16 protein-coding genes are annotated in these 17598 nt (G+C 70.1%); 6 read left to right on the top strand and 10 right to left on the bottom strand.

What is annotated here, in order from left to right; translation table 11 throughout:
* Positions 1–22 precede the first annotated feature (22 nt).
* The 5 genes from ABGB10_RS01145 to ABGB10_RS01165 form a co-directional block, all read right to left on the bottom strand.
* Positions 23–3118 (bottom strand): GH92 family glycosyl hydrolase, encoded by a 3096-nt coding sequence (locus ABGB10_RS01145; RefSeq protein WP_347658919.1) that lies wholly within the window; start codon positions 3116–3118, stop codon positions 23–25.
* Between the two features lie 178 nt (positions 3119–3296).
* Positions 3297–5234, bottom strand: a complete 1938-nt coding sequence (locus ABGB10_RS01150; RefSeq protein ID WP_347658920.1) for a Na+/H+ antiporter NhaA — start codon at positions 5232–5234, stop codon at positions 3297–3299.
* Positions 5235–5315: 81 nt separating this feature from the next.
* Complete coding sequence (locus tag ABGB10_RS01155) at positions 5316–6821, bottom strand: tripartite tricarboxylate transporter permease (RefSeq protein WP_347658921.1); 1506 nt, start codon at positions 6819–6821, stop codon at positions 5316–5318.
* A 20-nt stretch (positions 6822–6841) separates the two neighbouring features.
* Complete coding sequence (locus ABGB10_RS01160; RefSeq protein ID WP_347658922.1) at positions 6842–7303, bottom strand: tripartite tricarboxylate transporter TctB family protein; 462 nt, start codon at positions 7301–7303, stop codon at positions 6842–6844.
* 1 nt (position 7304) lies between these two features.
* Positions 7305–8327 carry a tripartite tricarboxylate transporter substrate-binding protein gene (locus tag ABGB10_RS01165; protein WP_347658923.1) on the bottom strand — a complete coding sequence of 341 codons (1023 nt, stop codon included), beginning with the start codon at positions 8325–8327 and terminating at the stop codon, positions 7305–7307.
* A 148-nt stretch (positions 8328–8475) separates the two neighbouring features.
* On the opposite strand from ABGB10_RS01165, the gene ABGB10_RS01170 reads away from it, so the two are divergent.
* Both ABGB10_RS01170 and ABGB10_RS01175 read left to right on the top strand, forming a co-directional pair.
* The gene (locus ABGB10_RS01170; RefSeq protein WP_347658924.1) at positions 8476–9159 is read left to right on the top strand and encodes a response regulator transcription factor; all 684 of its coding nucleotides are present in this window, start codon (positions 8476–8478) and stop codon (positions 9157–9159) included.
* A gap of 6 nt (positions 9160–9165) precedes the next feature.
* Entirely contained in the window at positions 9166–10635 is a 1470-nt protein-coding gene (locus tag ABGB10_RS01175; RefSeq protein ID WP_347658925.1) for a HAMP domain-containing sensor histidine kinase, read from the top strand.
* 20 nt (positions 10636–10655) lie between these two features.
* Here ABGB10_RS01175 and ABGB10_RS01180 read toward each other — a convergent pair whose 3' ends face one another.
* Positions 10656–11615: a TAXI family TRAP transporter solute-binding subunit gene (locus tag ABGB10_RS01180; RefSeq protein ID WP_347658926.1), complete on the bottom strand. Its 960-nt coding sequence runs from the start codon at positions 11613–11615 to the stop codon at positions 10656–10658.
* A 110-nt stretch (positions 11616–11725) separates the two neighbouring features.
* Here ABGB10_RS01180 and ABGB10_RS01185 point away from each other — a divergent pair, with 110 nt between their 5' ends.
* Genes ABGB10_RS01185 through ABGB10_RS01195 form a run of 3 tightly spaced genes read left to right on the top strand, consistent with a single transcriptional unit; the run spans position 11726 to position 13591 of the window.
* Positions 11726–12124, top strand: coding sequence for a YbaB/EbfC family DNA-binding protein (locus ABGB10_RS01185; RefSeq protein ID WP_347658927.1), 399 nt, complete (start codon positions 11726–11728; stop codon positions 12122–12124).
* Entirely contained in the window at positions 12111–12431 is a 321-nt protein-coding gene (locus ABGB10_RS01190) for a type VII secretion target (RefSeq protein WP_347658928.1), read from the top strand. Before ABGB10_RS01185 ends, ABGB10_RS01190 begins: the two co-directional genes overlap by 14 nt.
* Entirely contained in the window at positions 12428–13591 is a 1164-nt protein-coding gene (locus tag ABGB10_RS01195; RefSeq protein ID WP_347658929.1) for a WXG100 family type VII secretion target, read from the top strand. The genes ABGB10_RS01190 and ABGB10_RS01195 overlap by 4 nt, the downstream gene beginning before the upstream one ends.
* 231 nt (positions 13592–13822) lie before the next feature.
* Here ABGB10_RS01195 and ABGB10_RS01200 read toward each other — a convergent pair whose 3' ends face one another.
* On the bottom strand, positions 13823–14179 hold the full coding sequence (locus ABGB10_RS01200) for a hypothetical protein (RefSeq protein WP_347658930.1): 357 nt from the start codon (positions 14177–14179) through the stop codon (positions 13823–13825).
* Positions 14180–14433: 254 nt separating this feature from the next.
* On the opposite strand from ABGB10_RS01200, the gene ABGB10_RS01205 reads away from it, so the two are divergent.
* Entirely contained in the window at positions 14434–15042 is a 609-nt protein-coding gene (locus ABGB10_RS01205) for a helix-turn-helix domain-containing protein (RefSeq protein WP_347658931.1), read from the top strand.
* A gap of 125 nt (positions 15043–15167) precedes the next feature.
* On the opposite strand, the gene ABGB10_RS01210 is transcribed toward ABGB10_RS01205, so the two are convergent.
* The 3 genes from ABGB10_RS01210 to ABGB10_RS01220 all read right to left on the bottom strand — a co-directional run bounded on the left by ABGB10_RS01210 (position 15168) and on the right by ABGB10_RS01220 (position 17496).
* Entirely contained in the window at positions 15168–15695 is a 528-nt protein-coding gene (locus ABGB10_RS01210) for a low temperature requirement protein A (protein ID WP_347658932.1), read from the bottom strand.
* Positions 15696–16229: 534 nt separating this feature from the next.
* Entirely contained in the window at positions 16230–17054 is an 825-nt protein-coding gene (locus ABGB10_RS01215) for a hypothetical protein (RefSeq protein ID WP_347658933.1), read from the bottom strand.
* Positions 16984–17496, bottom strand: a complete 513-nt coding sequence (locus ABGB10_RS01220; RefSeq protein WP_347658934.1) for a sigma-70 family RNA polymerase sigma factor — start codon at positions 17494–17496, stop codon at positions 16984–16986. Before ABGB10_RS01220 ends, ABGB10_RS01215 begins: the two co-directional genes overlap by 71 nt.
* Positions 17497–17598: the final 102 nt, after the last annotated feature.

The following is a 17598-nucleotide window of genomic DNA, read 5'->3' on the forward strand; positions in this document are numbered from 1 at the left end:
CCCCGTCCGTCAGACCCGGCCGCTACCGACCCGAGGTGTACAGCGCGTCGACCTCGGCCGCCCCCAGCGCGCGGTCATAGACGTGCACCTCGTCGAGGGCACCCCGCCAGTAGTCCACCGGGTTGCCGCCGAAGCGGCCACGGCCGATCACCAGCGGGCCGCTGGACTCGGTGCCGGAGCAGGCGTCGACCTGCCGGGCGAGCTGCCCGTCGACGTAGAGCCGCAACTGCCCGGCAGACGCGTCACGGACGCCGACCAGGTGATACCACTGACCCGGCACCGGGGTCATCGGGGCGACGGCGCGCAGGCCGGCGAAGCTCATCGCGAAGCTGCGGTTCTCCCCCGAGTACTGCAGGAAGAACGCGCTCGTGCTCGCGCCGTCCTGGCTCACCGCGGTCTGGAAACCGCTGGCCGCGTCCAGCCGCACCCAGGCGGCGGTGCTGTAGTTGCCCATGGTGTCCAGGATCGTCGCGCCGGTGTCGACGTACTGGTTGCCGCCGTTGAACTGCAACGCCGCGCCGCTGTGCCCAGCGGTCCACGTCGGGCCGTTGACCAGCGTGCCGTTGTGGCCGGCCACGGAGTCCCGGGCGACCGTTCCGTCGTTCTCGTCCAGCGACCAGTGACCGACGCCCGCGAGCCCCGGCGTGCCAGGCGTCGCCGGGACTAGCTCGCCCGGGCGGCAGGCACCCGGAACCGGCACCTGATCGCGGGGAAGAGCGTCCGTGCCGGTCCCCCACTGCTGGTTCGGCGTGTCGCCGAGGGTCACGGTCACCCGACCGCCGTCGCGCAGGTACGACTCGGGCAGCCAGGACCGGCCGTATGTCTTGCCGTCGAGGCGCACCCCCTGCACGTACTGGTTGGCGTCGGAGGTGGCCGGTGCCTCGATCGTCAGCTCGACGCCGTTCTCCCGCTTCAGCTGCACCTTCGGGAACAGCGGGCTACCCAGCAGCAGCTCCGCCCGACCCGGCGTCTGCGGAAAGACACCCATCGCGGCGAACACATACCAGGCGGACATGGTGCCGAGGTCGTCGTTGCCGGGCAGGCCGCTGGGCCCGGTGCCGTACGCGGTGTCGACGATCTCGCGTACCGTCGCCTGGGTCTTCCACGGCTGGCCCAGCCCGTTGTAGAGCCACGGCGTGTGCAGACCCGGCTCGTTGGTGGGGTCGTAGCGCAGGGCGCTGCCGCCCCGCACGGCCCAGTTGCCGGCCTCGTCGTGGAAGAACCCGTCCAGCCGGCGTACCGCGCTCGCCTGACCCCCCATGGCGTCGGCGAGGCCGGCGACGTTCTGCGGCACCATCCAGGTGTAGGTGGCGCTGGACCCCTGCGCGAAGCCGACGTCGGTGCCCGGGTTGAAACCACCCGCCCAGCTGCCGTCGGCGAAGCGGGCCTGCTGGTAGCCGTCGGTCGCGGTGGCCGCCGAGTTGTAGGTGTTGCGCCACCAGTTGGCCCGGTCGGCGAGCGCCGCCTGGTCGCTCTTCTTGCCGAGCCGCTCGGCCCACATCGCCAGGGAGAAGTCGGCGAGTGAGTTCTCCAGGGTCTCGGCGGCACCACCCCAGCAGTGGCACTTGTCCTGCGGCGCGTACCGGGTCGCCAGGTACGTGTCGAGCGCCGGCCGCTGGCCGGTGCACTGCCCGGGGCAACCGCCGTCGTCCTCCGCCGCCGGGTTCTGCACGGTGGCCTGACGCAGCAGCGACGCGTACGCCCCGGCCGTGTCGAAGTTGCGTACCCCCATGGCGGCGAACGTGGCCAGGGTGGGTGCCGCCGGGTCGCCGGTCATCACGTGGGTGGCGCCGTTGTTGTGGATCCACCGGTCCCAGACGCCGTCGTTCTGCTGGGCGAACTGGTAGAGCGACTGCGCGAAGTCACCGGCGACCTGCGGCTTGAGCAGCGCGAGGAGCTGGATGTGCGCGCGGTACTGATCCCAGCCGGAGAAGGTGCCGTACTGCGCCCGCTGCCCCTTCGCCAGCCGGTGGATCTTCATGTCCGTGCCGAGGTACTGCCCGTCCACGTCGTTGAAGATGTTCGGCTGGAGCATGGCGTGGTAGAGCGCGGTGTAGAACGTGGTGCGCTGAGCCTCCGAGCCACCGCCGATGCGGACGTTGCGCAGCTCCTGGTTCCACTCCCGGTAGGCCTGCTCGGCCACGTCCGGCACGGTGGCCCGCGGGCGAAGCTCCTCGTCGCGGTTGCGCTCGGCGCCAGCCAGGCTGACGTATGAGATGCCGACCCGCATCCGCACGTCGGCGTCGGCGCTGGTGTCGAAGCTGACGTACCCGCCGGAGCCCCGGCCGGCCCGGTCGGCACCGGTGGCGTAGCCCTCCCCGCCGGTGGCGTGCGTGCCACCCGGGGTGAGTGTGCCGTCGGTCCACACGCCCGTGCCGGAGAAGGCCCGGTCGAAGGTGGCGCTGAAGTAGAGCCGGTAGTAGGTCTTCCGGTTGTTCACGCCACCGTTGGCCCGGCGGCCACAGAACGCGCCGGTCAGGACCGAGCCGGTCACCTTCCGGTGCGCGGCGTCGATGGTGATCTCCGCGTCCTCGCTGCCGTTGAGCGAGTTCGAGGTGCGGAAGAGCAGGTTGGCCGGCTGCCCGGCGGGGAAGGTGAACTCGCCGACGCCGGCCCGGGTGCTGACCGCCAGGTCGCTCTTCACACCCGAGTCCAGGGTCACCGTGTACCGGCCCGGCTTCGCCGACTCGTTCGTGTGCGAGAAGTTGCTGGCGTACTTGGCGTCCGTGGTGTCGGCCGTCGGGGAGGAGTCCACCGCGCCGACGTACGGCATGATCGGCACGTCGCCGGCTGCGCCGGGATTACAGCCCGCGCCGTTGACATGGGTGAGGCTGAAGCCACGCACCCTGGTCGTGTCGTACTGGTACCCGTTGGCAGCGCCGGTGCTGGTCTGGTCGCCACGGGTGCTCGTCGGGCTCCAGGAGATCATGCCGAACGGCCGGACCGCCCCGGGCCAGGTGTTGCCGTCCCGGGCGGTGCCGATGAACGGGTCGACGTAGCTCGCGGGGTCCTTGACCAGCTCTACTGCGGGGCCGCTGGGCCCTGAGGCGAGGGTCGGGGAACCCATGGCGAGCACCATGGCGAGGCCGGCGGCGACGCCGGCGAACACTTTAGACACGAAGGTCACTCCATCGGGTGTTCGGATCATCCGCGCCCGACCGTACGGCCGATGTCGGGCCTCGGTGAAACGTCGGCCGACACCCCAGGTGAACCCTGCGCCAAGATCTAGTTGTCTCGTCCACGCTCGCCCGGCCCCCGCGCCCATCCCGCAACGGCAATGGCCTGGGGCTCGCCGTTCAGCTCCCCGGTCCGCCCTCGCGGCCGGGGCCGGCATCCCGAGGGTGGTACTCGGGGCGGAGCTTGGCGCTCGCGAACGCCGCCTTCACCGCTGCCGAGAGCGCCGTGATGTCATAGGCGCCGTGGTGGCGGCGGTCGTTGATGAAGAAGGTCGGGGTGCCGGTGACGCCGCTGAGGTCGGCGGAGTCGACGTCCTCGGCGATCCGGTCGACGCCCATCCGCTTGGCCACGTGCTCCCGGAACATGTCGAGATTCAGGCCGAGCTGTTCGGCGTAGCCCAGCATGTCGGTGGGGCTGAGCGCGTCCTGGTGGGTGAGGAGCAGGTCGTGCATCTCCCAGAACGCGCCCTGTTCCCCCGCCGCCTCGGCGGCCTCGGCGGCGAGTTGGGCGTGCGGGTGGACGTCGGTGAGCGGCAGGTGCCGCCAGACGTAGCGGATGTTGGCGAAGTCGGCCAGCAGCTCCCGGACCACCGGCTCGGCCTGCCCGCAGTAGGGGCACTCGAAGTCGCCGTATTCCACCACCGTCACCGGCGCGTCAACCGGACCGCGCATGTGGTCGCGGTTCGGATCGACCGGCAGCATCAGGTCGACGATGCTCTCGGTGACGCCCAACAGCGCCCGCGCCCGCCGGGCCGGCGAGAGTCGCCCGACGGAACGGAACACCAGCCAGGTGACGAGCGACGCGCCGAGTGTCGCGACGATGATGCCGAACTTCGCCTCGTCCAGGGCGGGACCGTCCAGCGCATGAGTGGCGATCAGGAGCGCGACGGTGAACCCGATGCCGGAGACCGTGCCGACACCCGCGACGGCGAGCCAGCCCACGGGCGGCCGGAACCGGTTGCCGCTCAGCCGGGCCACCAGCCACGCGGTGACCACGATCCCGACCGGCTTGCCGACGACGTACGCGACCACGACGCCGACCGTGACCGGGGAGGTCACGGCCCGGGCCAGCAGGTCGCCGTCGATCACGATACCGACGTTGGCCAGCGCGAACAGTGGGACGATCACGTAGCTCGCCCACGGGTGGTAGAGGGTCTGCAGCCGCTCGTTCGGCGACAGCGCCGAGGTGAGACCGGCCTGCGCCATCCGGGCGAGCTGCGGGGTGGGCTGTTCCCGGAAGAGGCGGAACTGGTCACTCGCCCGCTGCAGTTCGTCACGCCCGGGTGCGTAGGCGTAGGTCAGCAACCCCATCACCAGGCCCACCACGACCGGGTCGACACCGGACTCCGAGACCGCGACCCAGGCCGCCACCCCCAACAGCGCGTAGATCGGCCCGAACCGCACGCCCCACGCCCGGACAAGCAGCACGACGCCGAAGATTCCCGCCGCGACGAGCAACGCCGTCAGCGAGGGGTGATGCGGGTACGCGACGGCCAGCACCGCGATCGCCACCAGGTCGTCGACGACGGCGACGGTCAGGAGGAAACCCCGCAGCCGTTCCGAGAAGCGCGGCCCGAAGACGGCCAGCGCGCCGAGCGCGAGTGCCGTGTCGGTGGCCATCACCGCACCCCAGCCGGCGGCGGTGGTCCGCCCCGCGTTGAACGCGAGATAGATCCCGATCGGCAGCAGCATGCCACCGATCCCGGCCAGCATCGGCAGCGCCAGCCGCCGCCGCTCCCGCAGCTCGCCGATGTCGAACTCGCGACGCAACTCCAACCCCGCGACCAGGAAGAAGAACGTCATCAACCCGCTGTTGATCCAGGTCCGTAGGTCGTGTGACAGCGGCCAGTCGCCGAGCCGGACCGAGAGCGACGTGCCCCAGACCGACTCGTACGACGACGAGTGCAGGTTCGCCCACACGAGCGCCGCCACCGCGGCGACCACCACCACCCGTGCGCCGCCGGTCTCGGTGCGCAGGAACGCGCGCAGCGGAGCGTTGAACCGCCCCTCCCAGATGGTCCGGCTGGTCATCACCCGGCGCGGGTTGTCGCTCGTCACGGGACAATCTTCGTTGACCTGACCGACACGTGGTACCGATTGAGGCACATGACCGGCCTGGCGGCGCGGGGCGGGAGTCCCCTACTCCTCGTCGGCGAACACGACCGCGCGACGCTGACGAATCGCCGGCAGGACGGCGACCACCAGCGCGGCAACGGCCAGGGCCAGGAGCACCGCGGAGATCGGTCGGGTCACGAAGACCGACGGGTCGCCGCGGGAGATGATGAGCGCGCGGCGCAGGTTCTCCTCCAACAGCGGACCGAGGACGAAGCCGAGCAGCAGCGGCGCCGGCTCGCAACCGCACTTGATCAGCAGGTAGCCCAGGATTCCGAAGAACGCGATCGCGTAGACGTCGTACGCGTTGAAGTTCAGCGAGTACGTGCCGATCGCGGCGAACAGGATGATCATCGGGAACAGCACCTGGTACGGGATGCGCAGCATGCGCACCCAGAGGCCGATCAGCGGCAGGTTCAGCAGCAGCAGGATCACGTTGCCGATCCACATCGACGCGATCAGGCCCCAGAACAGCGCCGGTTCGTCGTTGATGACGTTCGGGCCGGGGGTGATGCCGTGGACGATGAACGCGCCGATCATCAGTGCCATGACCGGGTGGGCGGGCAGCCCCAGGGTGAGCAGTGGGATGAACGACGTCTGCGCGGCGGCGTTGTTGGCCGACTCGGGGCCGGCGACACCCTCGATCGCGCCGCGCCCGAACTCCTGCGGCCGCGTCGAGATCCGCTTCTCGACGGCGTACGAGGTGAACGAGGCGAGCACGTGCCCGCCGCCGGGTAGGACGCCGAGCGCGGCGCCGAGACCGGTGCCCCGCAGGATCGGGGCGACGATCCGACGCCGGTCCTCGCGGGTCGGCCAGAGGTTGGTCACCCTGTTGACGATGGCCGTACGGGTCTGCTCGTTCTCCAGGTTGCGCAGGATCTCGGCCACCCCGAACAGGCCCACGGCGACCGACACGAAGTCGATGCCCCCGTACAGCTCCCGCTGCTCGAACACGAATCGGGGCGTCCCGGTGTAGATGTCCTGGCCGACCGTGCCGAGCAGCACGCCGAGCGCGATCATCGCCAGGGCCTTGAGAGCCGTGCCTCGGGCCAGTGCGATCGACACGATCAGGCCGAACAGCACGAGCGAGAAGTAGTCGGCCGGGCCGAACTTCAGCGCGACGCTGGCCAGTGGCGGGGCGGCGGCGGCGAGCGCCACGGTGGCGACCGTACCCGCGACGAAGGACCCGATCGCCGCCGCCGCGAGGGCCGGCCCGGCCCGGCCCTGGCGGGCCATCTCGTGCCCGTCCAGCGCGGTGACCGCCGCGGACGACTCACCGGGCAGGTTGATCAGGATGGCGGTCGTCGAACCGCCGTACTGCGCGCCGTAGTAGATACCGGCCAGCATGATCAGCGCCGTCACCGGCTCGAAGCTGAACGTGATCGGCAGCAGCATCGCCACGGTCGCCGTCGGCCCGATGCCGGGCAGTACGCCCACCGCGGTTCCGAGCAGCACTCCCACGAAGCAGTAGAGGACGTTCTGGACCAGGAGGGCTGTCGAGAAGCCCAGCGCGAGATTGTCGAGAAGTTCCATGCCTCAATCCAGATGCCCCGTCAGAACCCCAACCACGGGCCCCACAGCGGGATCCGCAGCTGAAGTCCGACGACGAAGATGAGCGTGCTGGCCACGGTCAACCCGGCGGCCACAGCCACGGCCGTGAGCAGCCGCACGCGGGTGCTGGCCAGCGTGGTGAGCAGGGCGGTCACCGCTGTCGTCGGGACGAATCCGAGGCGGCGGACGGTGAATCCGAAGAACAGGACCGCGAGCACGATGACGGCGACCGCCCGCCACGGGATCGGTCCAAACGAGATCACCTCACCGGCGACGAGGCCCTTGCCGACGATCGCCAGGCCCAGGGCGACCACGGCCGCGCCCACCAGCAGCGGGAAGGCACCCGGGCCCATCCGCGTCGGGGTGCCCAGCTCGTAGCCGAGCGCCCCCACCACGAACGCGCCACCGATCAGGACGAATACGCCCCCGGCGAGGACGTCGGGGAACGACCGATGGCGCTCCACCTCAGGAGACCTTGACCCCGGAGTCGGCGATGATCTTCGCCCAGGTGCCGAGCTGCTCGTCGAGCTTCGCCCGGTGCGCCTCCGGGGTCGCGTCCTGGGCCGGGACCGGCGCGGTGCCCAGCTTGGCCATCTGGTCGATGACCCCCTGGTCGGCCAGCGCCACCTTCAACGCCTCGGAGAGCTTCTGGACGATCTCCGGCGGCGTGTCGGCCGGGACGTAGAGCCCGTGCCACACGCTGACCTTCAGCTGCGGCAACCCCGCCTCGGTGGTGGTGGGCAGGTCGGGAAGGCTCTTCACCCGCTCGGGCGTGGTGACCGCGTACGCCTTCACCTTTCCCGCGGCGATCTGGCCGCTGGTGTTGGTCGTCTGGTCGCACATGAAGTCGACCTGGCCGCCGACGAGGTCGGTCAACGCGGGGCCGGTGCCCTGGTACGGGACCTCCTGGAGCTTCACACCGGTGGTGGTCTGGAACAGCAGGCCGCACAGGTGCGAGGCGGCGCCGATGCCCGCGTTGGCCAGCGTGACCTTGCTGGCGTTCGCCTTCACGTGGGCGACGAGGTCCGGAAGCGTCGCGGGCGCGAAGTCCTTGCGGGCGACGATCGTCATCGGCACCTCGGTGACGAGCCCGACCGTCTCGAAGTCGTCGAGCGGCTTGTAGCCCAGGCTCTTGTACAGGGCGGGCGCCGTCGACATGCCGATGTGGTGCATGAGCACGGTGTAGCCGTCCGGCCTGGCCCGCGCGACGTCGCCGGCGCCGACCGTGCCGCCGGCACCCTCGACATTCTGGACGACGATCTTGCCGCCGAGCTTGGCGGCCATCGGCTCGGCGATCATGCGGGTGACCGTGTCCGTCGGTCCGCCGGCGCTGAACGGCACGACGATGGTGATGTTCTGGTCCGGGTAACCGGCGGCGTCGCCCCCGCCGGTGGCGCCCCCGTTACCGGAACAGGCCGCGACGAGCGAGACGGCGCCGATCGCGGCGATCATCCGTCCGGTGGCGCGGTACCTGCTGGTCGTTCGCATACGGCGGCCCTCCCCATCAGCGCATGGACATTCGTCGGTGGATGCGTGGCCCCCAGTCTCGGCTGGTCGGGGCGCGGATGGTGTCAGAGAAATCCCAAGAACTCGCGGACCGGCGCGAGCACCGGTCCGGGCCGTACAATCCGCTGGTATGCGGATAACCGTCATCGAGGATGACGACCGCGTGGCGCGGGGTCTGGTGACCGTCCTGACCCAGGCGGGCTTCGAGGTCCACCGGGTCGCCACCGCTGCGGAGGCGGTGCGCGCCGCGCCGTCCGACGTGGTCCTCGTCGACCTGGGCCTGCCCGACGGCGACGGGCTCGACGTCATTCGCAGCCTGCGTGACCACCCGCAGACCGCCGTCATCGCGGTGACCGCACGATCCGAGGAACACGAGCGGGTCCGTGGCCTGCGCGCCGGCGCCGACGACTACATCGTCAAACCGTTCGGCGTACCCGAACTGCTCGCCCGGATCGATGCCGTCCTGCGGCGCACCCGGGCCGCGCGCGCCATCGGTCAGGCGGACGCGCCGCTCGTCCTCGGCCCGGTGCGGATCTGCGCCGGCACCCGCGAGGTCACCGTCGACGGCACGCTCGTGCCGCTGACCCGCAAGGAGTTCGAGTTGCTGCTACTCCTGGCGCGGCGTGCGCCCAACGTGGTCAGTCGCGACGTCATCCTCGACCAGATCTGGGGTGCGACCTGGGAGTCGTCGAGCCGCACCCTGGACACCCACATCGCGGCGCTGCGGCACAAGCTCGGGCCGGGAGTGGTCATCCGCACCGTCCACGGCGTCGGCTATCGGCTGCTGGCCGACCAGCCGGAGCTGATCGGCTGACGCGCCGTGCACCGCCGCCTGCTCGTCGTCCTGGTCCCCCTCGCGGTGCTTCTCGTCGCGGCCCTCGGGGTGCCGCTCAGCGTCACCGTGGCCGAACGGGAGATGCAGGAGACGTACGTCAACCGGCTCAACGACGTCGGCCGGTTCGCCTCGCTGGCCGAGACCGCGCTGTCCAGCGGGCGGACCGAGGCGTTGCAGCAGGAGCTGACGCGGTACCACGATCTCTACGACATCCCGGTCGCGCTGATCGACACGTCGGGCACGGTGCTCCTCGGGCCGGCCGACGCGTACGCGGAGGCGGCGCGCGCCGAGCCGGCGTTGCCCCGGATCGTGACCGCGGCACTGGCCGGCGCCCGGTCCGAGCCGTCCTGGGAATGGGCTCCCTGGGCCGACTCCGCCCTCGTCGTGGCGGAGCCGGTGGGCCGGGACAGCGAGGTCGTCGGCGCCGTCGTGACGATCTCCGACCTGTCCAGGACGCGTGAACTCATCCTCGTACGCTGGGTCCGGCTGGCCGGGCTCGGGCTCCTGCCGTTGATCGCGCTGGCGGCCGTCGCCTGGCCGGTGTCGGCGTGGGTGCTCCGGCCGGTGCGGAAACTGGACGCGGCGACCTCGCGGATCTCCGAGGGCGACCTCACGATCCGCGCCGACGCCGAGGCCGGCCCGATCGAACTGCGGCGGCTCGCGCAGTCGTTCAACACCATGATGGACGCCGTCGAGAACGCCGCGCAGCGACAGCGGGCGTTCGTGTCCGACGCGTCACACCAGTTACGCAACCCGTTGACCAGCCTCCGGCTCGCGGTGGAGAGCCTCGCGCCACACCTGCGACCGGAGGGCGACGGCCAGCAGGTGTACGACGTCGCCGTCGACGAGCTGAAGGCGATGCAGCGGATGCTGAACTCGTTGCAGGCCAGCGCGCGAATGGAGAAGATGCGGACCGCATCGCCGGTGGAACTCGACGAGGTTCTGGCGACCCGGGTCGACCGGTGGCGGGCACTGACGGCCACGGCCGGGCAGACACTGACGGTCGACGTAGCGCCGGGGTTGCGGTTGCTGGAGCCGCCCGGCGGCCTGGGCAGCATCCTGGACGAGCTGATCAGCAACGCGCTGCGGCTGTCCGACGCACAGGTCGTGGAGGTGTCCGCACAGGTTGTCCCCGGTGGTGCGGGCGTCGAGGACCGCGACGGAGCCGTGGTCGCGGTCGCCGTTCGCGACGACGGCCAGGGCATCGACGTGTCCGAGCGGGCCCAGGCGCTACGACGGTTCTGGCGGTCGCCACGGCACCAGAACGTGTCCGGTACCGGCCTGGGGCTGGCGATCTGCGCCGACCTGATCGGGGCGGCCGGGGGCGAGCTGCGCCTGGAGGACGGCCTGCCACGCCCGGACGGGTCCGGGCACGGCCTCGCCGCGGTGGTGGTGTTGCCGGTCGTACGGCAGGTGATGTCGCCGTCCGACGCTGAAGCGTCGGTGCCGATCTGACGATCCGGTCGCTGGCCCGGTCACCGCTTCCGGTCGCGGAACCAGGCCGCCGCGCCCGGGTGCAGCGGAACCGACGCCGTCGATATCCCGGTACGCACGTTGATCTGCCACGCCTCGGGAAGGGTTTCGGCGTCGTCGCGGCCGGCGGAGGTGATCGCACCGGTGTGCGTGAAGACCGTGTCGGTGATGGCGTAGACCAGTTCGTCGGGCAGGTCGTCGCGCGCGAGCAGCACGTTCGGTACGGCGACCGTGCGAATGGCCGGGACGCCGGCGTAGGCAGTCGCGTGGATCATCGCCGGGGCGTACGGACCCGGGTACGCCGTGAAGAGCCCGCCCGCCTGCGCGTCCAACGGGATCAGTCGGATGGGGTGCCGTTGCGCCAACTCGGTGATGGCGGGTGTCGGGACACCGGTCAGGGAGAACATCGCATCGATCATGCCGTCGCGCAGCGCCGCCGCCGATTCGGCCTGGCTGAGATGCCTGCGGTCGACGTTCACCGTGCCGAGTTGCAGAACCCGCAGCGAGGTGAACTCCGTGCCCGAGTCGTGTGCACCGAGGGACAGGCGCTTGCCCTCGAGATCCCGGAACTCGTCGATCACCGAACCTGCCAGCACCACGAGATGCAGGTGACTGTCGTAGAGCCGGCAGATCGCCGACAGCCCCCGGGGCGCGCTGCCGTCGGCCCGGATCAACGCATCCAGACTGGTCAGCCCGAGGTGCACCTCGCCGGCCCGCAGCATCCGGATGTTGTCGGTGGACGCCCCGCTCGGCACGGTGGTCACCGTCGCACCCGGCACCTGCTCGGAGATGTGGTCGGCCAGCGCGCCACCGATGCGCCGGTAGACCGCTCCCGCCGGCCCGGTCGCCAGTCGCAGGTGGACCTCGCCCACCTCGGACTGCCGCGAGCAACCAGCGAGCAGCCCCGCGGCGGTCAGAAGCACCGCCCGCCGACTGAACCGCACCTCCGGGTTCAGCACCATCCCGAAATGATACGGACGGATGGACGGGCATGCACTCAGCGCCACCGGTTGGTAGCGTACCGATGACCTCGCCGGTGGTGGCCGGCGGCGGTCCCCTGGGGAGGGTCGACATGTGGGCGGACGACGCTGCGCTCGACGCGGCAGGACGCCGGCTCGACGAGTGGGAGTCATCGCTCGCCGACCGGGCGAAACGGGCGAAGACCCTGTCGGCACGGATCCAGGATCTGACCGGCACCGCCCGCAACACCGACCGGACTGTCGACGTCACCGTCGACTCCGCCGGCTTGCTGGTCGACCTGCGGCTCGACGAGCGCGTCCGGCATCAGTCCGCGGCGCACACTGCCCAGCAGATCCTGGAAACCACCAGATCCGCGCGCACCGACCTGTTCGGGCAGCTCAGAGCGGCGACTCTGGAGTCGCTCGGCGGCGGCGCGAGCGCCCAGGCCATCATCGACTCGTACCGCAGCCGGCTGACCGGTAACCAGGGGCCGAGCGATGCCGGTCGGTGACGTCATCCAGGTCGACCCGGACGACCTGACCGCACACGGCGCACGCCTCGACCGCTTCGCGGGCAACCTCGACACCGCCCAGCAGGCCGGCCAGCACATCCGACTGGGCGCCGACGCCTACGGTCAGCTCTGCGCGATGATGCCGACACTGCTCGACGGCCTGCAACGGACCCTGGTCGATGCCATCGGCGCCGCCGCCGCTTCGGTGCGGGACACCGCCGTAAGGCTGCGGACCAGCGCGGACCACTACCGGGTCTCCGATGCCCACGCCGAGAAGCGGCTCGACGAGGTGCGCCAGCGCCGGTGACCGCGAACCCGCTCGTCGCCGCCGCGGCGGACACCCCGCCCAGCGCCTGGGCGGGCATCTGGATCTGCGAGGACATCGAACTCATCGCGCAGGGCGTACGCAACGGCAGTTGGATCGACGGCAGCCTCGGTGTGGTGAGCGCCGGACTGGACGCCCTAGCCTTCGTCTCCGACCCGGTCGGCGCGCTGCTCCAGTACGGGATCGCCTGGCTCATCGAACACGTCAAACCGCTCAGCGAAGCCCTCGACTGGCTCGCCGGCGACCCGGCGCAGATCACCGCACACGCTCAGACCTGGCGCAACGTCGCCGGATCGCTCCGCGCCGACGCCGCCGAGCTGGCCCGCGCCGTCTGCGCGGACGTCGCAGCCTGGGGTGGCAGCGCCGGGCCCGCCTACCGGACCTGGGCCACAGAACAGCAGCAGGCCATCACCGGCCTCGCCCAGGGCGCCGACACCATGGCCGCGATCACCGAAGGCGCCGCCGGCCTGGTCGCCGCCGTCCGGCTCCTGGTCCGCGACGCCATTGCGACCTGCGTCTCCCGCCTCGTCGTGTACGCGGGCGAACTCGTCGCCACCGGCGGACTGGCCGCCCCGCTGGTCCTGGAACAGGTCACGACGCTCGTGGCGTCCTGGGGAGCGCGGATCGCGCGCCTGCTGCGTGCGCTGCTGAACAGCCTGCGCCGACTGGTTCCGGAAATCCGCCGACTCGGTGACCTCATCGAGAAGCTCAAGCAGGCACTGGGACGGCTGCAGAGACAGTCTCCGGGCCCGCAGAGGCTCGACGACCCCGGGCCGACAAGAGCTCCGGGTGATCCGAGCCGACCGGATTTCACTCAGGCCGAGATCGACTCACGGAAGATCACCGCGTACGCCATGAACCCGGACCACCCGGTCGGCAAGAACAAGTTTCGCGTCATCAACTCCGCCACTGGCCTCGACCCGAGCGATGCCGAGGTGATCATGCAGCAGATCCGCGAAGGCGTAGTCACTGGCCAGCCTTTGCTGGGCAAGGCAGACGAGTTTGGCCAGCGATGGTCCGTGGACCTCCCCCTGACCGGGCCCGACGGCACGGTCATCGTCCGGACAGCCTGGATACTGGAGAACGGGGCAACTGCGCCTCGCATGGTGACCATCTCGTTCCCGCCGCCCAAGGAAGGATGACATGTTGGAGCTGTACGACGTCGTTGCACTCCGAGAGGCCATTCCGGGGGAACAACTGGCGTCCGGAGCAGTGGGAACCGTCGTTCACATCTTCGACGGCCCCCCGACTGCGTACGAAATCGAGTTCGCTGACGCCGATGGTCGCACCGTTGCCATGGTCACGCTTCGGAAGGACCAGGTGGTACGCCGCGATGGATAGTTCGGAGGCGGCGAGCGCTCGGATTTCCACGGTCAGCGGCCGTACGTCTCCAGCAGCCGCAGCCGCAGCCACACCTCACTGACGGTCGGGTAGGCCGGAACCGCGTGCCACAGCCGGTCCAGCGGGACCTCGCCGACGATGGCGATGGTCGCGGCGTGGATGAGTTCCGCGACGTCCGGGCCTGCGAGAGCGAAGCTGACGATCACCTTTCGGTCCTCGTCGACGACCATGCGGGCGTGTCCCCGGTAGCCATCGGCGTGCAGGGAAGCTCCGGCGACGGCCCCGAGGTCGTAGTCCACGACCCGGATCCGCAGCCCAGCTGCCTCGGCCGCAGCCGCGGTCAGGCCCACCGACGCGATCTCCGGGTCGGTGAAGACCACCTGCGGCACCGCACGCTCGTCAGCCGTCGCCGCCCGACACGCAACGTGTCGTCGACCGGCAGCCAGGCACGTCACCGGCGGCGTAGAGCCAGTCTCCGCCGCCGGCGCCTTTCAGGCGAGGCTCGGAGATATCGGACGTCCTGTCCCGTTCGGCGGGACTCACACCGTCCGAACCAGCAAGACCAATCGTTCTGTCTCCACAATTATGCCCACATTATCGCGTGCCCTCAAGACTGAACGTTCTATCCGCTACAATGGTGGGTATGGCGCGCACCGAACCCGACACCCGGCCCTCTGCCGCGCGACTCCGGCTCCTCAACACGGCGACCAGGCTCTTCTACACCGAGGGGATCCACTCCGTGGGCGTCGACCGGATCATCGCCGAGGCACAGGTGACCCGGGCCACGTTCTACCGGCACTTCCCCAGCAAGGACGACCTCATCCTGGCCTACCTGCGGGAAGTCCACGACCTGGAGCGTGGACTGGTCGACGCGGCCATCGCCGCCAACCCCGCGCCGGTCGACTCACTCCTCGGCATCGCCGGCGCCATCGCCCAGAACGTCCAGTCACCCACGTTCCGCGGATGCGCCTTCCTGAACGCCGCGGCGGAGTATCCCGACGTCAGCCATCCCGTGCACCAGGAGATCATCGCCCACCGGCAGTGGTTCCTGGACACGCTCACCATGCTGATGGCGCAGGTCCACGAGGAGACGGCCGATCCCGCCGCGCGTCACTTCGTCATGCTCCGCGACGGTGCCATGGCCGCCGGATGCCTGTTCAACCCCGCCCTGGTGTCCGAGACCTTCCTTCGCGGAGTCGAAGGGCTCCTCCGGATCAACACCGAGCGCCAGTCGGCCGAATCCGACCGGTAGCCCACCCGGTCACGCCTCGGAGTCGCGCCCGTCGGACGGCTCCCGCCCGACCGGCGAGGCGGGAACCTCCACCGGACGTCTCCGGCTTCGCACGTCGAGGAACGCGACCAGGGCCAACACACCGGCTACCACGGGTCAGCGCGACCATCGACGTCCAGCGGAGCAGCGCCGGCGTGAGCAGCAGCAGAGCCCCCAGGCCGATCACCAGGGCTCGTGAGGCCCGGCCCGAAGATCTCGTACTCCAACCGCATTCGGGCGAGGAGGAAGAGCACCGGACCACCCACCACGAACAGCAGCCAACTTGGCCGCGGCGACCCGTACGGATGGTCGATCACCAGCTCGTAGCCGACCGCGGTGACGAGCACGCTGAGAACGATCAGCAGATGGGTCCGTTCCGAAGCCCCGCCCAGCCGGCCGCGCATACCCGCGCGACTCAACGCCTCGGTCAGCAGTAGACCGGCATGGTGGAAGTAGATTCGCCAGAGCAGCGCGCTGGTGGCGAACGCGACGGCGAAGGCCGCTGCCCGCTCGGCGGCGTAGTCCTCGCCGCCGAAGACCATGCCGATGACCAGGATCGACTCACCGAGGGCGATGAGAATCATCTGCTGATAGCGGTCGGCAAGATGCGTCCCGGCGATCCGCCAGCGGCCCACCGCTGAACCGTTGCGAGACCTGGGTGAGGGCTACCACGAAGGCCAGGTCGAAGAACAACTCCAGGAACGTGGCGCGGCCCGAACTCGTCGGCGGGCGCAGCAGCTTGCCACCAGGCCCCGCCGTCATCGTCCTCCTCAGTCCGCCTCTCGTCGCACCAACGAATCGACCTGCGAGGGGTTGCGTCAGTACCGCAGGACGCGCACGGGCTACGACGAGGCGGATCCATCCTTGGCAGGTGGTGCTCGCATGAATTCGTGCAGTTCGTGGTTAGTACGGCTCCGCCGGACTGGGACATCGAGATCCATCGTGGATCAATAGGCTCTGGGCTTCTCAACTCGATACGAGGAGGGCTCGGATGCCCCGAAAGCGACGGCTCTCGGCGTGGCGAGGCGCTTCCTTGCCGCCGTGCGGAAGACCGACCCGACGATCGAGGCCGACCGGATCGATCGGAATGTCGCTGGCGCCCTGACTCGACGGCGACGCTCTCCCCGCGTGGTCCTCTGGTCGCGGCTGCGCGGGGGGCGAGCGTCGTTTCAGCCCGTCAGTGTCGCTCTCACCACCAGCGAGGCGGCTGCGGGCGGAAGCGGAACCCCGAGAGCGACCTCCTCCCCGTGGTCCTCGATCGGGCCGAGCACCAACGCGACCTGGTAGCGATCGGGCGCGGTCCAGATATCGGGCCAGGTCGAAGACGGGCACAACATCTCTCGCGGCCCGACTTCCTGGGTGTGGGGTTTGCCCGGAGCGAGATCGAACCCATCCCGGATCGCGTCGACCGCCTGAGCCTTGGTGTCGCCTGGCTTGTTGACCATCGGCCCTCCGCCGACGATGACGTCATCCTTCAGATAGAGCACCTGGAAGTACGACGGCGGGCTGGAGGCCACATGGACCGCACGCGTCGCGGCGAACGTCACAGTGATTGCCGGACCAGAATCCTCGTTCACCTTGGCGACTGAGGTCAGCTCCGCCGAAAGGATGCCACCCGAAGATGGCCCGGGGTGGTCGTAACGATCGCCGCAGACGTACACCCCAGGCTCTTCGGTGCTGGCGGTGGGCCCGGTCGGAAGCGACGGCCCCGGCGTGGCGCCGGTGCCGGTGGTCGGACCCCCACCGCCGACGATCCCGGCGACAGCGGCCGTCACCAGCGAGACCGCCATGATCGAGGCGGCACCGGTGCCCACCGCCAGTAGACCGCGCCGTCGCCGCACCCGTGCGAGCACCTGGTCGCTGGCGAACGACGGCGGCCCGGCCCGGTCCGCCAGGGTCTCCAGACGCTCCCGCAAGAGACGATCATCGGACGGCACGGTCGTCCTCCCTGATGTCATCGTGCAGCAGCCGGGCCAGACGGCGTCGACCGTCATGCAGGTGGCGTTTCACCGTGCCGACCGCGCAGCCGAGTTGTGCGGCGATCTCCGGAATCGGTAGATCAACGTGGTAGTAGAGGACGACGCAGGCTCGTTGTTGGGGGGCGAGCGCCAGCAGAGCCGTCCGAAGGTCGTAACGGGCGTCGACGGCACCCGAGTCGTCGTCGACCCAGTCCGGCGCGACCGCGAGCGGCATCACCCGCCGCCACACGCCGCGCCGCCGGACCCGGTCGAGGTAGAGATTAAGCACGGTCCTGCGAACGTACTGCTCGGGGTTCTCAATCTCGTCGCGGCGTCGAAAGGTGAACGCCCGCACCAACGCGTCCTGCACCAGGTCTTCGGCATCGCTCTCGTCACCGCACAGCAGGTAGGCGTAGCGCTTCAACGCCACACCCCTGGTGTTGACGAGATCCGTCAACACTCGCTCCCAGCTGGCCACGACAGGATCCCCTCGATGGTGTCCCCAGTATCTTGGACGAACCAGAGGCCACCCCGGTTGGGCGACGAGTGGCTATTACTCAGTTGTTGCGTCAGCCCAGCA

The sequence above is a fragment of the Micromonospora sp. B9E7 genome (assembly GCF_039871815.1).
GTDB lineage: Bacteria > Actinomycetota > Actinomycetes > Mycobacteriales > Micromonosporaceae > Micromonospora.